14 protein-coding genes are annotated in these 16,792 nt (G+C 37.1%); 2 read left to right on the forward strand and 12 right to left on the reverse strand.

Going from position 1 to position 16,792, the window contains the following annotated elements; genetic code table 11:
• Positions 1 to 30 precede the first annotated feature (30 nt).
• Entirely contained in the window at positions 31 to 1,107 is a 1,077-nt protein-coding gene (locus GQR87_RS11540) for an endonuclease/exonuclease/phosphatase family protein (protein ID WP_158969463.1), read from the forward strand.
• Between the two features lie 42 nt (positions 1,108 to 1,149).
• Here the strand turns inward: GQR87_RS11540 and GQR87_RS11545 are convergent, their stop codons facing one another.
• From GQR87_RS11545 to GQR87_RS11565, 5 genes are all read right to left on the reverse strand, one after another.
• On the reverse strand, positions 1,150 to 2,229 hold the full coding sequence (locus GQR87_RS11545; protein WP_158969465.1) for a site-2 protease family protein: 1,080 nt from the start codon (positions 2,227 to 2,229) through the stop codon (positions 1,150 to 1,152).
• Between the two features lie 191 nt (positions 2,230 to 2,420).
• Complete coding sequence (locus GQR87_RS11550; RefSeq protein WP_158969467.1) at positions 2,421 to 3,332, reverse strand: hypothetical protein; 912 nt, start codon at positions 3,330 to 3,332, stop codon at positions 2,421 to 2,423.
• Positions 3,333 to 3,806: 474 nt separating this feature from the next.
• Positions 3,807 to 4,214, reverse strand: a complete 408-nt coding sequence (locus GQR87_RS11555) for an SRPBCC domain-containing protein (RefSeq protein ID WP_158969469.1) — start codon at positions 4,212 to 4,214, stop codon at positions 3,807 to 3,809.
• Between the two features lie 309 nt (positions 4,215 to 4,523).
• Positions 4,524 to 5,762 (reverse strand): acyltransferase family protein, encoded by a 1,239-nt coding sequence (locus tag GQR87_RS11560; protein ID WP_158969471.1) that lies wholly within the window; start codon positions 5,760 to 5,762, stop codon positions 4,524 to 4,526.
• A 75-nt stretch (positions 5,763 to 5,837) separates the two neighbouring features.
• Positions 5,838 to 6,437, reverse strand: a complete 600-nt coding sequence (locus tag GQR87_RS11565; RefSeq protein ID WP_158969473.1) for a CIA30 family protein — start codon at positions 6,435 to 6,437, stop codon at positions 5,838 to 5,840.
• 207 nt (positions 6,438 to 6,644) lie between these two features.
• On the opposite strand from GQR87_RS11565, the gene GQR87_RS11570 reads away from it, so the two are divergent.
• Positions 6,645 to 8,255 (forward strand): RNA polymerase sigma factor, encoded by a 1,611-nt coding sequence (locus GQR87_RS11570; RefSeq protein ID WP_158969475.1) that lies wholly within the window; start codon positions 6,645 to 6,647, stop codon positions 8,253 to 8,255.
• A 158-nt stretch (positions 8,256 to 8,413) separates the two neighbouring features.
• On the opposite strand, the gene GQR87_RS11575 is transcribed toward GQR87_RS11570, so the two are convergent.
• The 7 genes from GQR87_RS11575 to GQR87_RS11605 all read right to left on the reverse strand — a co-directional run bounded on the left by GQR87_RS11575 (position 8,414) and on the right by GQR87_RS11605 (position 16,267).
• Complete coding sequence (locus tag GQR87_RS11575) at positions 8,414 to 10,762, reverse strand: tetratricopeptide repeat-containing diguanylate cyclase (RefSeq protein WP_233267248.1); 2,349 nt, start codon at positions 10,760 to 10,762, stop codon at positions 8,414 to 8,416.
• A 360-nt stretch (positions 10,763 to 11,122) separates the two neighbouring features.
• Positions 11,123 to 11,740, reverse strand: coding sequence for a tetratricopeptide repeat protein (locus GQR87_RS11580; protein ID WP_158969477.1), 618 nt, complete (start codon positions 11,738 to 11,740; stop codon positions 11,123 to 11,125).
• A gap of 241 nt (positions 11,741 to 11,981) precedes the next feature.
• Complete coding sequence (locus GQR87_RS11585; RefSeq protein ID WP_158969479.1) at positions 11,982 to 12,662, reverse strand: response regulator transcription factor; 681 nt, start codon at positions 12,660 to 12,662, stop codon at positions 11,982 to 11,984.
• A complete protein-coding gene (locus GQR87_RS11590; RefSeq protein WP_158969481.1) occupies positions 12,644 to 14,449 on the reverse strand; it encodes a sensor histidine kinase KdpD in 1,806 nt (601 codons plus the stop codon). Before GQR87_RS11590 ends, GQR87_RS11585 begins: the two co-directional genes overlap by 19 nt.
• Complete coding sequence (locus GQR87_RS11595; RefSeq protein ID WP_158969483.1) at positions 14,424 to 15,494, reverse strand: YfbK domain-containing protein; 1,071 nt, start codon at positions 15,492 to 15,494, stop codon at positions 14,424 to 14,426. Before GQR87_RS11595 ends, GQR87_RS11590 begins: the two co-directional genes overlap by 26 nt.
• The gene (locus tag GQR87_RS11600; RefSeq protein WP_158969485.1) at positions 15,481 to 15,732 is read right to left on the reverse strand and encodes a von Willebrand factor type A domain-containing protein; all 252 of its coding nucleotides are present in this window, start codon (positions 15,730 to 15,732) and stop codon (positions 15,481 to 15,483) included. Before GQR87_RS11600 ends, GQR87_RS11595 begins: the two co-directional genes overlap by 14 nt.
• A gap of 13 nt (positions 15,733 to 15,745) precedes the next feature.
• The gene (locus tag GQR87_RS11605; RefSeq protein WP_158969487.1) at positions 15,746 to 16,267 is read right to left on the reverse strand and encodes a hypothetical protein; all 522 of its coding nucleotides are present in this window, start codon (positions 16,265 to 16,267) and stop codon (positions 15,746 to 15,748) included.
• Positions 16,268 to 16,792: the final 525 nt, after the last annotated feature.

The following is a 16,792-nucleotide window of genomic DNA, read 5'->3' on the forward strand; positions in this document are numbered from 1 at the left end:
TCCATACACATCTTCATGGAGTGAATTGCCATGTTACAAAAAATATCACGAAAAATATTACGAGAAATGGTACGAAAATCCCCTACTCTTGTTCTATTCATATTGATCACACAGATGACATCAGCCTTGGCTCAGATGACGAACAAGTTTACGTCTATGACATCTGATGAGCTACAAGTTATAAGTCAGCACAGTACGCCAGTTCCTACAGCTAAGATAAAAGTCTTTTCTTGGAATGTGTCAGGCGATGCCTTTATTAAAAATCCGGCACTATTTAAAGCACTGATAAACCAAGCTCAAGCCAATATTTTATTACTCGACGAAGTGTCTGGTAACACTACTTTATCGCAAATACGCGCAGCATTACCCATATCTCAGAATAACGACGACGATTGGCAACTGAGTTTTGGTAAAAGTGGCGGCAGACAAAGAGCAATTATTGCTAGTCGTTTACCTATGCAACCATTGACCGAATTTTCCCAAATAGTGCCCTATCCTGAGCCTGAAAAAATACGTTTAAGACAACGTATGGCGCAAGCAGGTGAATTAAAATATGCCGAGAGTTTAGATTTAGGCATACCGGTCAACGGTGCCATTGTCAGGAGTGACAATAAACGCTTATTACTGGTTTCAGTTGATCTAGAATGCTGTGGCAGCAAGCCTAGCAGTTGGGAAGAAGATAAACGACGGGTTGAAGTAACGGCCATACGTACATTGATACAGAACATCATAAAGCGAACCCAAGTTGATGGCATCATTGTGGCCGGTGATTTCAACCTAGTGAGTACGGTTATGCCGTTAGTCATTATCGCAGGCCCCTATCAACAGCCCCATGCAGCACTTTTGGCAGCCGAGTTAAAACATATTAACGGCCAACAAACCTGGACATGGGACGGTCGCGGTACTGACTATCCATCTCGAGTCATGGACTTAGTTCTGTATAGTCCGCAAAGTTTAGAGCTAATTGCAGGTTATGTGTTCAACCCTGAAAATCTATCACTTCAACAGCAAAATGAATTAGGTTTAGCAGCTAAAGGTTTTGCAAAAATTTCTGAGCACCTACCACTTATGAGCAAATTTAATTGGGTCATAAGTAGCAGTAAATAACCCATATCTAATGCTTTAGAGACGAAAGCATCAGACAAGGTTTTAACTCGCTAATATTTTAAGAGGTAATGACAAAGCACCGTTATCTGTTTGACCCACAAGCCAAATAATCGCACTTAAACCACCTATAGTGATCACATACCAAAAGATAGAAACAATTTGTGCATAACGATTAAGGGGCAGCAAATCACTTAAATGACGACGTTTATATTCAAAGAAAATTTCAACACTACCAATCGCCAGTAAAAAACCTAACAAAGCCAAACCAAAGTGGTAACTGATATAAACACCTAAAGCGGCCCCCAATGCACAGGCAATAATACCCACCTTGGAGTTAATTGAAAACGCGATACTTTTTAACACATGACCACCATCTAGAGGCAATACAGGTAACAAATTAAATAAATTAAGCAGCGCATTAAATACGGCTAGACCAGCGAGAATTTCAATATCGGTGATCCAATAACCCACTAGGCAAGCAATAGATAGAAGCAAGCCAAAAAATGGCCCCATAATGGAAATAACAACATCTTGCCAGCGAGTGTTAATTTTATCATCGCTAAGGGCCAAGCCTCCCACAAAGGGAATAAGGTAAATACCTTTGGTTTTTAAACCGAAGTACTTCATTGCCTTAATATGACCATATTCATGGAACACCAGACAAAGTATCAAAGCAATAGCAAACTCAATAGAAAACAACCAGCTATAGGCCGCTAAACTGCCAGCAGCAAACAACACTTTAATCACCTTAGCACTTTTGAATAACTTTAAACCAAGGCTTGCCATACCGATAAAACTAAATTTAATCGGTTGTTTTTCGCCTTGAGTGATTTGACGTTGTTCGATGTCTTTTTCAAACAGGGTATTTTCATGTACGAGTTCGTCATTAACTAAAAGCTTGAACTGTAAAGTAAAGGGCTGCCATTGCAACGAGCCACTTAACTCAACTTGAAGATCGCCCTGCTCACTTTGTAACGAAAATTGATGTGAAAATTTTTCACTGTCTGCACTGGCACTGATTTGAGAAACGCACTCATCACCCCAAAACAATTGCTGCCAGCCAGCCATTGACCCTTCTAATCTTAATATTTTACCTAAACACTCTACTGCTAATAAATGCACTATTTAAACTCAACCCAAAAAACTTAGGCCGATTATTACTATATTTAAGGTCACCACAAGTCTTATCGAAAATAAAAGTCACAAAGACACAAGAAAAGTAACTACGCTGTGCTATCAAACTGTTTAGCTTTTTGCACAAAATTATTTGCTTGTAAATTTCCTTTATTATTTGATATCACTGCATCTGGCAATTAATGATTGGATTTCTCAAACTTATACCAATATTTATCAGGGGTCACTTTGATAAGTTCAGGCATGTCTTGGTACTCCAACTCTAAAACCTTTCTGCCATCTAAAATATTTTTTTTATTGATAAACAGAGACTCTAAATACTGATCAAGATATTGTTGATAACTTCCATTGTTATATGCAGTTTCAAGACCTTGGGTTAAAAGTTGTTTTGTATTTGTATCACCATCTTTAACAATAAAAAAGAAATCCAATTTCAAATGAAACACAAACTTTTTATCAATATAAACCTCATCTCCTAAAGCTAGTCTTTGATTCACTTCCTCTTCAGACTCTAAAATTCCTCGATTAAGTAAATCAAAACGATTTGACTTTAACATCAGCCAAAGTAATTGAGTTGTATTGCCATGAACAACTGTAAATCCATGCTCTTTAAACAATGTTGATGAATGCCAATGTGCACCTGAGCCAATTGTAAAATTGTTTTTAATTTGTTCTAGGCTATTGATATTCGTCCAATTGGCTCTTGTTTGTTGATTAAATACTAATACCCGGTAACCTAACAAACCTCGCGTTATAGGAAATGTAACCACCATATCAATATTATTGTTAAATAAAGTTGAAGCTCCATTTATCACCACTGAACAAGGACCATCTTTATCCTTCATTTGGGTAAATAGCCTTTTTTTATTCATATATGGAACATTTAAAGTAGATAATCTGTGTTCACCATTGGTATTTTTTAAGACCAACTTCAATAAACCTACAGCATAGGAATTTATTTTACTTTCGGTAGTTTTACAAAATACGACTTCACTAGCATGAATATCGACAGTAAATAACACTGCCATAAACAAAAAGACAAACGATTTCCCCCTGCGTATATGGCCTTTAGTGTATGGTGTTTTATTCATAAAAATAATGTCTATTACCTTATTTAACTAACGTGACTATTAAACAAACATAAACTTAGAAATTGCAGCATATAGTATTGTTGATTGACGTCATAGCTTGTAATTTTAATCGCTCACACTTATTTTATTATGTCTTTTAAAAGTGCCTTAGCACCATGTAGATAATTGAATGTTTGCTTGGTGAATATCAAAGCAGCTTGATTAACAAACTCTTTATATAGATTGAATTTAAGAGGGTAAATCTTATCAAGTGAGACCGTAAAATTGATACATCCCTGTACTGCTAAAGTAAATCGTATATGCAAAATCAACTCTGTGTTAACGATTTCAAGATCGGAAATGGGCACACAATAACTCCTTCTCATATAACCATCGATTCCCTGAAAAACTTAACCTTACTTTCACACAAGAAAGTACTCAATAATAACCAATTCAACAAACATTAAATAACAAGGATACATTAGCTTTTTAGCTTCACTCAGCAGTGAGTCGATCAGCCAAATACTCAGAAAACCCTTGTATATAACTATCCCACCCAGAATCATGGTCAGCCAGACTCTGTTGTGATGAAAAACCACTATGGGTTAAATCCACTTGTGTACCTGCTTCAATCTTAGTGAATTTAACATCAATAATTGAAATATCTCCGTCATTGTTCCACTCCCATGTATAAGTTAATCGAGAGTCTGGCTCAACACGTGAAAACGTTCCTTCATTAATTCCTGTGAAATCAGCTGAGTCAATAAATAAACGATAATGCCCGCCAACTTTGCCAACAATGTCCATCCTCGTCGCAGGCGCAATAACAGTCGTTGACGAGATCCAAGCTTGATAGACCTTTTCTAAAGGAAAAGGTAAAGAATAAGACTTTTCAATTTTCATATATTGCCTCGATATCTATGCTGGAATATAAATCAATGCCCCAATTAAAAAAACAGTAGGATCAGCCACCTCAGTTTCATAAACTTCACACCAATAATTTCATTCTTTGCATTTTAGACTAAACGGATGATACCAACTACAAAGTTAAATGAGTTATTTTTCATGGAGATAACCAAAGGCAAATGGCGCAAAGAATAGTAGCGATATAAATATTTATAGAATCCATAACACAGGCTTAGTTAAAGACAAACAACAACCTCCCCTTACAAACCTGCCTAACCTTGTTATAAAGCTAGGCAGAGTGAATTATTATTGCGCACTATCAAAGCTTGCTTTGGTCGGCTCTACTTTTCTGCTAAATAATGCTCTGTTCCGCCTTTTGCCATTCAATGTTGCACCAATAAATGTAGAGCGAACAAAAGCATCATACATCAGCAAAGATATAACTATCGTAATGACACATATGCTCAGCAACTTTAGCGTCCAATGAAAAGGTAATTCTGCAAAGGCGATTTGTAACCACACAACTACGGGCAAATGTATCAGATAAAGCCAATAAGATGCGTCGGCAATATAACGGATTTTCTTACTGGAACGTTTGAATAAGTATTTACAGACACCAATACACAGTCCAACCAACGACCACATCATGATGGCATAGCTCAGTAAATAACTGATCTTGAATAATGTATATTCTGGGTGACCTATTTGCCCTTCGTATTTGGATAATAAGATAACAGCAATAATAGCCCCTAAACACACAACCACTTTACGGTAAGACAAACAACAAAAGACCTCCATCAACGCAGCTTGCCTATGCAGTAACCAACCAAACAAGAAAAACCCAGCATAAAGCAAGAACACTGGAATATTAGGAATTAATGACTTATCGGGTGTATCTACCCCCCAATATTGCATAAACCACAGACAGCAGGCGGTAGGAATAGCAAGCAACAAAATGGCAAACCGCGAGTGGCATAACCAAGCTATGGCCTTGTCGCTAAATTGCCTTAAGAATTGCTGAAGTGGTGTGCTAACACTAATCAAGTTGCGCAACAGCACAACGCCTGTCGAGATTAAAAGCAAGTAATACAAGAACCAGAGATGTGTGCCGATAAAAAGATCTTTAGGAATACTGGCTAAACTAGCAAAACCATTGCTTAACCCCGCCCAAATGTGCACATCACCTCGCAAGCTCTCGCCCCCCATTACCCATGCCGATACCACCAGCGGACGAAGGATAAACCAACCTATAACAAAGGGAATCGCAATGCGCATAAATCGTGATCGAACAAAAGAATTCATGCCCTTTTGATGGAAGGTCATGTGGGCAAAAAATCCAGCGATAAGGAAAAACAGTTCCATCCTAAATGAATGACTAATTAAGCCAAAGATACCGACAAGATGACTGGTTGAGATGTCCATTACCGCCCAGCCAATAAATATAGGCATAAAAGATAAACTAGCATGAAACACTATGCCTAAAATTAAAGCAAAAGCACGGACGGCATCGAGATAGTCGAGCCTGGTACTGGTATCGAAAGACATAATAAGTGACCTTATTTAAAAATGACTAACTGAATAAGGCTTTCACGCGAAAGCCCGCTCAAATCAATATTGGTATTAATAAAAACTGACTTGATCAATTTCAAAGTCATATAGCGTTTTTTGCATGCCAAAAGCTACAATACTGAGACTATTAAGGGTTTGTCTGTTTAACGGGGTTTGTTCAGACCACATACGTTTCATCGAATCGAAAGGGATTTTAATTTCATGAAATTTACCGTCTGAATTCACGGCGATTTGTGCCGAATGGTAATCGTAATTAACTACTTCAGTACTATTGGCCGAGATTGAAATCGAGCCGTTACTAATCTTTACCAGCAGCTTAATACCAACAAACTTGTTCGCATCTTGACCCTCCCCTTCTGGGCCAAGAGGCAAAATCAAACTTGACCAACCCGGTTGGCCGCGTGGTGGCACAATTTCTCCTTTAATTTGTATTACGCCATTTGATACCATTAATTCAGTAGTGGTACTGCCGCCAGCCGTGATGTCACTTAAGGACATTCTAGGAATACCTAGATTATTATTGCTGGTGTTGTCAAAGTCATCGATAACTGAATTAAGTGGGGCCGCAAAAACACTACCTGATAAGGCAAGGACTGATACTAGACTAAATGTTTTAAATGACTGATAAATTGATTTGTTTACTGGTTTCATAATGTACTCTGTGTAAGTTAGATAAAAAAAATCGTGACACATTGAAGCGTTATGGCTGCATCAGTGCGATGGTAATTAAGTGCCAACACCAGGAAATAAGGTGACAAAAAAATTAAAATTATTTTTATTTAGATTTTCTATAAAAAAGTTGTCACCTTTTATCCAAAGCACGGCACTTACTAATATCAGCCAAGAGATATGTGACTTATGAGTATTTTTAAAAAACAAAATCCGATATTGAATGCAAATGATTCAAGCTTAGTGATGTATTCACTTGGAGGTAATCGCGATGCCTTTTGCCTAATAGTTGCTCGCTATCAAAACTTATTATGCTCTATTGCATATTCGGCAGTAGGTGATATCAAACACAGTGAAGATATTGCACAAGAGTCATTTGTAGAAGCGTGGAAAAAACTCGATACCTTGCACGATCCTGAAAAATTAAAATCATGGTTATGTGGCATATTGCGGTTTAAAGTCAGTCGTTACCGCCGCAAAGAAGCAAACCAACCCACAATAGGCGCCGATGAATTAGCCCAGCACCACCTGCCTGAGGCAGAAGAAACAGAACTTGAGTACGCGGCGATACAACAACAGCAACAAAGCCTGTTGTGGAAAGTGCTAGAGCAAATAGATGACATCTACCGTGAACCCCTTATATTATTCTATCGTGAACAACAGTCTGTTGAGCGCGTAGCAGCTGAACTAGACTTAACCCTCGAGACCGTAAAACAACGATTATCCCGTGGCCGAAAATTACTGAAGTCAGCCATGTCAACTTTCGTCGAAGATGGCTTAAAGAGCAGCAAACCAGGAGCCGCATTTACCGCCATTGTCATGACCACAATTAGCAGTATATCTCCGCCCGCCAAAGCCGCATTATTGAGTGCAGGGGTGGCAAAAACAGGTTCAATATTTAAGCTCACCACCATTTTAGTTTTGTTAGCCTCTTTTGCTGGCCTAATCAGCTCATATTTTGGTGTAAAGGCCGGTCTTGCTCAATCCCGTACCAAACGAGAACGTCACCAAGTGATTAAGGTTGTGTCGCTGTATTTCATGATTGCCATTATCTATATATTAGGAATGCTCGCACTCAAACACTTGGCTATTAATGCCAGTGGCTCAGTGCTTGGCTACGCAATTGCAGCACACATTTTGGTATTTGGCTTGGTTTCTGCCTATTTAATCCTTACCCACCGCATGCTCAAAGAAGCCCAAAAACTCAGAGCACAAGAGCGTATATTTCACCCAGAAGCGTTTTTAGACGAGGCACATCATGCCGGAGCTAAACAACGAGAATACAAAAGTAAACTGTGTCTTTTTGGTGTGCCATTATGCCACTTTCAATTTGGCATGCCTGAAGCTGACGACAACCCCGCATATGGCTGGATAGCAGGCGGTAGTAAAGCCTATGGCTTACTCTTTGCTTGGGGTGGAGTAGCAATAGCCCCGGTTAGTGTAGGTATAGTTTCGCTGGGAATAATAAGTGTAGGTGCAATAGGTGTGGGCGTATTTGGTTTGGGAACTGTTGGCATTGGCATTATAGGTTTTGGCTCTGCTGCCATTGCATATAAAGCTTACGGAGCCTTTTCGGCATTGGGCTGGGAAAGCGCTTTGAGTAATGGTTTTTCGACAGCGGTCGAAGGGGCTATTGGACACATTGGTTATGCTTCTCAAGTGAACAATGAGCAAGCTGCCGATTTAACTAACTTAGCAATGGTTGGGCAAACCACACCTTGGGTGTTAGGGCTGATTGCGGTACTGGTTATTATCCCCGCAATATGGCATTCACGCAAAGTTAGACAACGCATGCGTTAAACCGTATTAGACATTACACCACTTATGTTTTTATCAATAAAGGCCGCTAAATTATCAGCCTTTACTATAGCTTTAAAATAGCGAAGCCTTTAGTTGAAACAAAATGTATATATTAAAGATCAACAGCCTCTAGTTGGTTGCAATATGATTTTACTGCTTTACTCAACACTCCCCCAAAGCATTACTTGATTACGCCCTAAAGCTTTACATTTAAGCAAAGCGAAATCTGCTTGTTCAATTAGCTCACGGGGGGTTTTAGCTTTGAATTTGATTGAAGAAACGCCAATACTACAAGTGACTTTAATATCTTCAAAACATGCTTCTTGTACAGTTTTTCTTATGGCCTCAACAATCAATATGGCCTGATTTTTGTCTGCAGAAGATAAAACAATACAAAACTCTTCACCACCATAGCGAGCAACAATATCATTTTTACGAACGCCATTTATTAAAATATTGGCAACACCTTTCAATACAGAGTCCCCAACACTATGGCCATAGGTATCGTTGACCGCCTTAAAATGATCTATATCTAGCATAACAACACAATACTCATCAAGAGGACTTAAGTTGGCAAAATCCTTATTCATTAAATCAAATAAAACTCGACGGTTGTAACAGTTTGTTAGCGGATCTCGCATTGCTAATACATTAAGCTCTTTATTGTGCTTTTTCGATTTTACAAAACGAATATAAATAAATAACGCTAATAAAATACTCAAGACCAATAAAGATGCTAACGCGATACTTGCATATTTATTTTTCATCAATTGCAAATCTGTTATGATTTTAGCTTGCTCAGCAATTTCTATTTCATCATTTTTTTTCGCTATATCAAGCAGATGCAATTTTTCTTTTTCTCGCAATGTTTGCAGTTCTATTTCCATTTTATGTGAATGTAAATTTGCGGTTTCTAGTATAATTTCATCTTCGTCTATTTTAGCTTGAATAGTTTTAGTTAAGGCTATTTGTTTTTCTGCGTAACTTAACGCTTGTTTAAAATTCCCTAATTTTTTTTCAGCTTTTAGTAACAAGTGAATAACATACAAGGCCTCAGGTATGTCATCTATTTCCATAGCTAATTTTTCTGATTGTTTTAATAAAAATATTACATTTTCAGGGTTGTCAGCAATAAGCAAACTAGCAAGTGCCGTTTGGGCTTTTATTATGTTTAATGTATTTTTCGCTTGGGTTGCCGCGGCTACTGACTGTCTAAAATGAGATATAGCGTCACTAACAGCACCTTGTTTCTGGTAAATGTGGCCGATAATTCGTTCAGTTATAGCTTCTTTATTTTTATCCTTTTCAAGAATGTATAATTGTAGGGCTTTTTGCGCCATATTTAAGGCGTTTTCATAACCGCCTGATTCAAAATAAATAACAGCCATTTCTCTATAGGCCGAGGCTAGGGTGTTTCTATCAACCTCCTCCCCCTCCAAATCAATGGTAAGTTGATAAAATGATTGGGCGTGATCAAACTGTTTCAATTCTGTGTATATCGATCCCATTTGATTTGATGTTTTGCCCATCCCATTAGTGTCTCCAACGTCCTGATAATAAAGATATGCCTGATGAATTTGCTCTAGTGATTTTTCATAACGACCAATATGTCTAAGTATGATACCGGCTCCATTTAGCGCCTTAGCTAGGCCAATTGGGTCATCAAGATCATGATACATTTTTACTGAGCGATTTGAATAATCAAGAGCCTGCATATAATTCCCTAAATAACGCTCAGCTTCAGCAAGAGATGTAAGGGTGCGGGCCATTGATTTTTTAATGTTTAATGCAGTATAAACGTCTAGTGTTTTTTTATAATAAAATGCAGATTGTTCTCTATTGACTAATCGTTTGTATGACTGTGCAATCCTTTTATAAATATCACCTAGTCTTTCCTGAATCACTTCATTTTCATTAGTTAGATAGCTTGTAGCGAGAATGTAGCTGTCAATTGATTCTTGGTAGTTTTTTTGACTGTAGTAACCATCCCCTTTAACAACAAGAACTTGTGCAATAGAATATTTATCGCCATTCCGTTCAGCAATAGGTAGAAGCGTATTAATTAACTGCAGCCCTTGTTCGTAGTATTTTTCGCCCCACATGTTTTTAATAAAATCAATCGCAAGAAAAATGTGATTATCCTTGTCATTAATATTGTTTAAATGCTCCAAAACTTTTAGATAATGCAGTGATGAAAGACCAGCTTGCTTTTCTTGAAAGGCTATATTTGCAAGTAATGTGTGAGCCTGCATTGCTAAAAGGTGGTTATTATTACTCTCTGCTAATTTAAGCGCTTTATTCACTAAACTTTTGCTTAATACGGGATCAATATCGCTAACACTTTGAGCCTTAGCTAAAAATTCGGTAGAAGAATGTGACTGCTGCTGAAGAGTATCTAATGACGAGTATGTAGTACTTTGTTGAAGAAAAGCCTTATTAGCATATAAGACCAATGGAATGAAAAATAACATCCGTAATACAAGTCGAGAAAAACAAATGAACTGCATGAAAAATACTTCCTAGAAAATCAACAAATATCATCAAGCAAAGGGAATTGAGAGTTCAATAGCAAATTACATTATTAAATATAATAACCATAGAGACATACTTGAATAGAACTGCCTATAATGATACATCGAAACATAATGATTTTCTGCAAATCAACACAAACTTTAGTCTAATTATATATATTAAAAGACAGCAAATGGTCTTAGACAGAGGGTTAATGGGATTTAGCTATTGAATTATATTGTTAATATTTAGCTTGAACGATACTTCTTATCCAGAACTTAGGTTTATTATATTAAACGAACCTGCAGCGCAGGTTCTCTACAATTTTATATATAGGCTTCAACAAATTTTAGTGTTTAGCGTTTTGCTAGATATTTGTCTAAAACAATTAAGGGGGTTTGAGTGTCAATCATTTGATTGGAAAGTTCTTGCGCGGCAGCAACCATATCTGGCGTTAAATTACGGATCATTGAAATGTTTCTTTTCGCAATGTTTTCTGGTGAGCTATCTAAAGTAGTCGACATTATCAATAACGCTAAACCTGCTTCTTTATTTTCTACCACACCATCGGCACGAATATACAACATCCCCAAATTACCGGCAGCTAAGCCATCTCCTTGCAAAACAGCTTTTCGATACCAGTCATTCGCTTGAGCAAAATCAACTTTAGTCCCTTTTCCATTTTCGTAAAAAACCCCAGCATTGTATTGTGCGAACATATTGCCAAGCTCGCCGGATTTTTTATACCAAATTAACGCCTTTTCAAAACTTTGCTCAGTACCTATACCTTGTTCATGCATTAAACCTAAATTAAATTGTGCCCTTGGATCCCCAAGCTCGGCAGCTGATTTAAATTCTATTAATGCCAAAGGAATATCATTGCCAGTATAAGCCGCTACGCCTTTATCAAAATCTGCATTCACCGATGTACTGATACCAATCAACATCAGCGCTGTTATTAACTGTTTTCTCATGCTTTAGATTTCCAATTTTTCTTCAAATTTTAATTATCGACAGATTATATACTGATGTAACAGTAGAAAACATAAAAGCAGTTGATAGTAGCTAGGAATAGGAAAAACAATGTTCAATGATCAGATCCAAAAAATGGCCCCGTATTAGCCTCTGGCTTTCAATGTAATTCGTTTCTTTTTACTTCTTGCTCGTAGCTGCTTTTAGCTATTCACCTTAGGGACATTCTGTAATATATATAATTTATTGAGTCGTTAAACTGTAACCAATACCTCTGATAGTTTTTATTTGATGTTGAGTACCATTTGTTAGTGCGAGTTGTTTTTTTAAGTTGTATATAAAGTTATCGATAGTGCGGTTGTCAACATACACATTTTCACCCCACACCGCATCTAAGATCTGCTCTCTGCTGCAGGTAGTATTCATGTGTTCAAATAAATAACTCAAAATATCAAAAGCGGTTTTCGTTAAATGGATATCTTTTTCATTATGCTGAATTTTACGCAGCTGCCAGTTAACAGAATAATCATTTATCATGGTTACCTGAGCAATCGATGTTTTACTTTTTCTTCTTAATAGCGCTTTTATTCTAAGTAGTAATTCGTTAACTCTATATGGCTTACTAACATAGTCGTCTGCACCTGAAATAAACCCTTCCACAACATCTTTTTCTAAGCTTCTAGCGGTAAGCATCAGTATCAATACGTCGCAATGTGTTCGGATCCATTTGGCTAGTTCATAGCCATCACCATCTGGTAGCATGATATCTAATATCACTAGATCCACATTATTATTCGACAGCCATTGACGGCCCGCTTCGATCAGCGCAAAAGAATGAACTTGATATCCTTCAATTTCTAAATTATCAACTAATGAATCCCGCAAGTTGTCATCGTCTTCAATAATTAAAATATGATTTTCCACGTGGTTCCTTGTGAAGTTGAGTGATGAATTTCAATTTCAGCATTGTGCTGTTGTAAAATCAACTTACATAGTGATAAGCCAATACCGTTACCACTCACCGATTTTTGTTGTGGCAAACGTGTAAACTCGTCAAAAACCGACAACCATTGAGTCGAATCAATACCACAAGCATTATCGATAATAGTTAATTCGTTTTTAGTTTTGTCGTATGAAAACTCAATTCGAATGATGCTTTTATCATTATATTTTATTGCGTTTGAAATCAGGTTTGATATTACAAGTTCAAATAACAATTCGTCTGCATTAACAGTAATACTTTTGCCAATATTATTTATTGGTTCTAAAGGAAGATCACAATACTCACTCGACTTTTCTAAACAATAGTTAACCATTACATGCAAGTTAATACGTTGATAATTAAGATTAATTTCATTTGATTTAAGTCGGTTCATAGATAACAAATTATCGACCATTAACCATAACCGGTCGACTTCATTGACTATTCGGTTAGGGTAGTCTTTTAAACTCAGTAGCCTTTTATGCCGTTTATCAACTGTTTCTGCCATCACCCTTATTGCAGCTAATGGGGTTTTTAACTCATGGCTGACTAAGCTAATAAATTGTTCTCGCATGGCTAAGTAATCTTGTTTTTTCTTTTGTTGATTAATCAACAATCTGGTCACAAATATTAATGAAATGACTGAGATTAACAGTAAAGTAAATTTGCTGATCAAAAACAGTTGTTGTTGTGACGACCACATTTTCCACTCGGGTTTGTCTATAACCAAAAGTAAATGATGCAAGGTAGTTAAAGCACTATTTGGCTGCAATTGAATACTGTCTTCGTAAGACAATACACCTTGTTTCCTTAGTTCTTTTACTGTTTCTGCAAGTGCCTCAATAATGTTGTATGGCATTATCAAGTTGTATTGCTGATTTAGCTCCACATAAATAAACTGCTTATTTTCTTTACTTAATAATGTGAAGTTTTCTATTGCTGCAGAATGCTGGTTAAATTCAGGGGGGGCGAGTGTCATTAGTTCACTGTTTTTTATAAACCATTTTGTGCTGATGTTCGCTGTTTCTAATAACCTTTTAATAGTAGTTTGCATATGCTGTAGATCGGCTTGGCTAAAACCTGAGTTTTCTTTGAAAATGTAATAAGAAACAGGTTTAAAGAGTGAATTCCCTGTCATTAATACCTGTTTAATTAATTCAGGATTCCATTGTTCTTGTTGGTCAATGGTTAAAAAAGTTAACGCTGATACAACTTCACTTAGCGGGCTAAGTTGATAATTTGCGACTAAATTGAAGTACTCTTGGGTGAGAGCATTGATATCACTACTGGCTTTATTATGTATAGCTAATTGTAATCGATTAAGCACAGATGAACGTTTAAGCTCTGCTTCAGACAGTTCAGCACTCATTGTTGTAAATTGCTGCCACTTTGGTGACATTTTCAAGGTGTTATTACCTAAGAAAGCATAGGGGTATATCTGTTTACCTTGCTGATATAGAAACACTTCAGTAGCAATAGTTTGCCAGTGTTTTTCGACCTCTTCCATTGATTGTGGATATTGCTCTAAGGAACTTGCTAATTGTGCGACTAATGTTTTTCGTACCGTGTCATGGAGTAATTGTTTATGGCTATTAAGTTGGCGCTTATTTTGCTGTGCTTCCACAACAAATAAGCTAGCAATGCTTACTGCAATTACGCCAATAATGACGTAAATGAGTAAGGTAAGTTTAGATTGATTGTGGTTAATCAAGTAAAGGCACTCTGTCAAAGTTCATACCCGCAATTGGATAGTTTGCTTCATAAATATCGACTCTGTTATCAAGTCTTTGCGCCTGACTTATTAACTCCAGTAAGTTATGCACTTGAGTTTGTTGACGATATTGAATGGGTAATGCGTTGAGCATTGTTGAGATGTCATGGTATTGGTAATTCCTAGACCAATAAGTTTGGCGTAATTTTTCAGCAAAAGCAGAGACTGCTGATGCTAACTGACTATCAGGAGAAGCTTGGTTCATGGTATCGGTAACCACTTTACTGGGGATGTTCTTTTTAATGTACTGTACTTTATTGCCCATTGGCTTTTTATAAGCAACAGCGACCTCAGCTAAATTGCTGGTATGGCTTAACTGCTTTAGTTTTACTTCATAGATAACAGTCACACTATGACCTGCACCAATCTCACCGCCATCTTTATTTGGATCAGTAAAGTCCTCGGTTTTTAATGCTCTATTTTCGTATCCTAATAAACGATAATTATGCACCGTTGTTGGATTAAATTTCACTTGAACTTTAGCGTCTTTAGCCACGGTTTGTAATTCTTTGGTTAACCCATCAACAAAGTTTTCTTGAATGTCTTTCTCATTTCCCATGTATAAATAATTACCATTCCCTTGATTGGCTAGTTGTTCAAGTAAATGATCATTGTAATTACCCTTCCCTACACCAACAGTCGTGAGGAATATGCCTTTATTTTTACTTTCTGTAATTTTATTTAAAATCATTTCTGGTGAAGTATCACCTACATTAGCCATACCATCTGACGTTAAAATAACGCGGTTATTAAACCCTGGCATATACATTTTTTCAGCTTGTTGATAAGCCAGTTTTATACCTGCAGCGGCATTAGTGCCACCTTCAGTAGATAGCGAGTTAATAACCTGAAAGATCTTACCTTTATCGCTTATTTTAGTTGCAGGTAGAGCAATAGTGGCAGAGTCACTATAGGTAATTAGAGCAATGCTGTCTTGCTCATCTAATTGTGAAACCAAGGTGGTAAATGCTTTCTTTAATAAGGCTAAATTATAGCCGCGCATTGAGCCTGATATATCCGCCACTAAACACCAGGTTACTTGGGTTGCGCTCATTATCTGTTAATTTTTTTGTTTGTACGCCTAAATGAAGAACGTGATAGCCTTCCCTAAAAGGTGAAGGAAATACCTGTGCACTGATGCCAAATACGTCCTTACTTTCTTGATAGTTATAGTCAAACGCATTAACAAACTCTTCAATGCGGATACCAGCAGCATTGGGGAATCTATTATTACTCAACATGTTTGCTGCTAATTTATATGAAGCTGAAGTCAACATCCATTGAAAAAGTTGAAATAGCTTTGTTTGAGGTCTCTATTGTGGGGTTCACCCCGTATTTCTTGAAAATCTGATAAGGGGAACGAAGGTTTATCTGCTCAATTTTTTTCACATTGCTAGGCTGACTATCAATGTTGCCATCTTCATCACGGCTGATAGAAATACCAGATATACGCTGCAAAGCTTCTGCAACGTTGGCATCATCCATTTTACCTACATCTTCAGCGATAATAGAATCGACAATACCTTTCTCATGGCGCTTACGAATATTTTGTTCTTCAACTGAGCGCCTATAACCTGAGACTTCAATCATTTCAGACTCTCTGTCATTTTTTGCTTTTTGTTGCTGCCTAGCTTCTTCAGCAATGACATCTGACGATTGAGCTGGTACCGCTTCAGACTCTGTGTTTTTATTTTTATTTTGAGAGGTTGAACAGCTAGATATTGTTAAGACCGTTGATATAGTGAGTGATAGCAACTTCAGTCGATTGTTTCTCATTGTAATTTCCTTTTTTAGGCTAATGAGATCATGGTAGGCAATTGTTTATCGTTTATTGTCATGGTTTCATCATGATTTAAAAGATAATTATCATTTTTATTTCACTAAATCTCACTTTGAGAAATTAGCTTGTAGATTATATAGGCAGCTATAAAAGCTTATCACAGAGTGAAAAGATTAGCTGCGGGTTACGAAATTCAAGTTGCGAGGTTAACCAAGATTTGAAACAGCTACGATCTTTTAAGCATAATATAAAGGCTTGCCTGATAAGCTCACGAGACTATATTGAACATTAACAAATAATAGTTACGCATAACCCATTATATCCTACAGTACATGCTACTTCCGATATGTAAAGACAAGCATGGTTAACTAGGGCGTGTTGATCTTTGCTGTATAAATTTTGTTCTAACTAAACGCCTTTTAATCGCGGCGCTGGTTTGTAGGCCTAGTGGGCTAAGTCAAAAATCAGCAACAAAGAGTAAAAAGCGTTTAGGACGAACCCTTCGGGCAGCGTTTGTGCGG

Origin of the sequence: Paraglaciecola sp. L3A3, from assembly GCF_009796765.1 — a bacterium.
GTDB lineage: Bacteria > Pseudomonadota > Gammaproteobacteria > Enterobacterales > Alteromonadaceae > Paraglaciecola.

Bases quoted from the DNA above. Each gene is read 5' to 3' on its own strand.
- GQR87_RS11540 (WP_158969463.1), top strand. From the start codon at position 31: ATGTTACAAAAAATATCACGAAAAATATTACGAGAAATGGTACGAAAA.
- GQR87_RS11550 (WP_158969467.1), bottom strand. From the start codon at position 3,332: ATGAATAAAACACCATACACTAAAGGCCATATACGCAGGGGGAAATCG.
- GQR87_RS11555 (WP_158969469.1), bottom strand. From the start codon at position 4,214: ATGAAAATTGAAAAGTCTTATTCTTTACCTTTTCCTTTAGAAAAGGTC.
- GQR87_RS11560 (WP_158969471.1), bottom strand. From the start codon at position 5,762: ATGTCTTTCGATACCAGTACCAGGCTCGACTATCTCGATGCCGTCCGT.
- GQR87_RS11565 (WP_158969473.1), bottom strand. From the start codon at position 6,437: ATGAAACCAGTAAACAAATCAATTTATCAGTCATTTAAAACATTTAGT.
- GQR87_RS11570 (WP_158969475.1), top strand. From the start codon at position 6,645: ATGAGTATTTTTAAAAAACAAAATCCGATATTGAATGCAAATGATTCA.
- GQR87_RS11575 (WP_233267248.1), bottom strand. From the start codon at position 10,762: ATGCAGTTCATTTGTTTTTCTCGACTTGTATTACGGATGTTATTTTTC.
- GQR87_RS11580 (WP_158969477.1), bottom strand. From the start codon at position 11,740: ATGAGAAAACAGTTAATAACAGCGCTGATGTTGATTGGTATCAGTACA.
- GQR87_RS11595 (WP_158969483.1), bottom strand. From the start codon at position 15,494: ATGCGCGGCTATAATTTAGCCTTATTAAAGAAAGCATTTACCACCTTG.
- GQR87_RS11600 (WP_158969485.1), bottom strand. From the start codon at position 15,732: ATGTTGAGTAATAATAGATTCCCCAATGCTGCTGGTATCCGCATTGAA.
- GQR87_RS11605 (WP_158969487.1), bottom strand. From the start codon at position 16,267: ATGAGAAACAATCGACTGAAGTTGCTATCACTCACTATATCAACGGTC.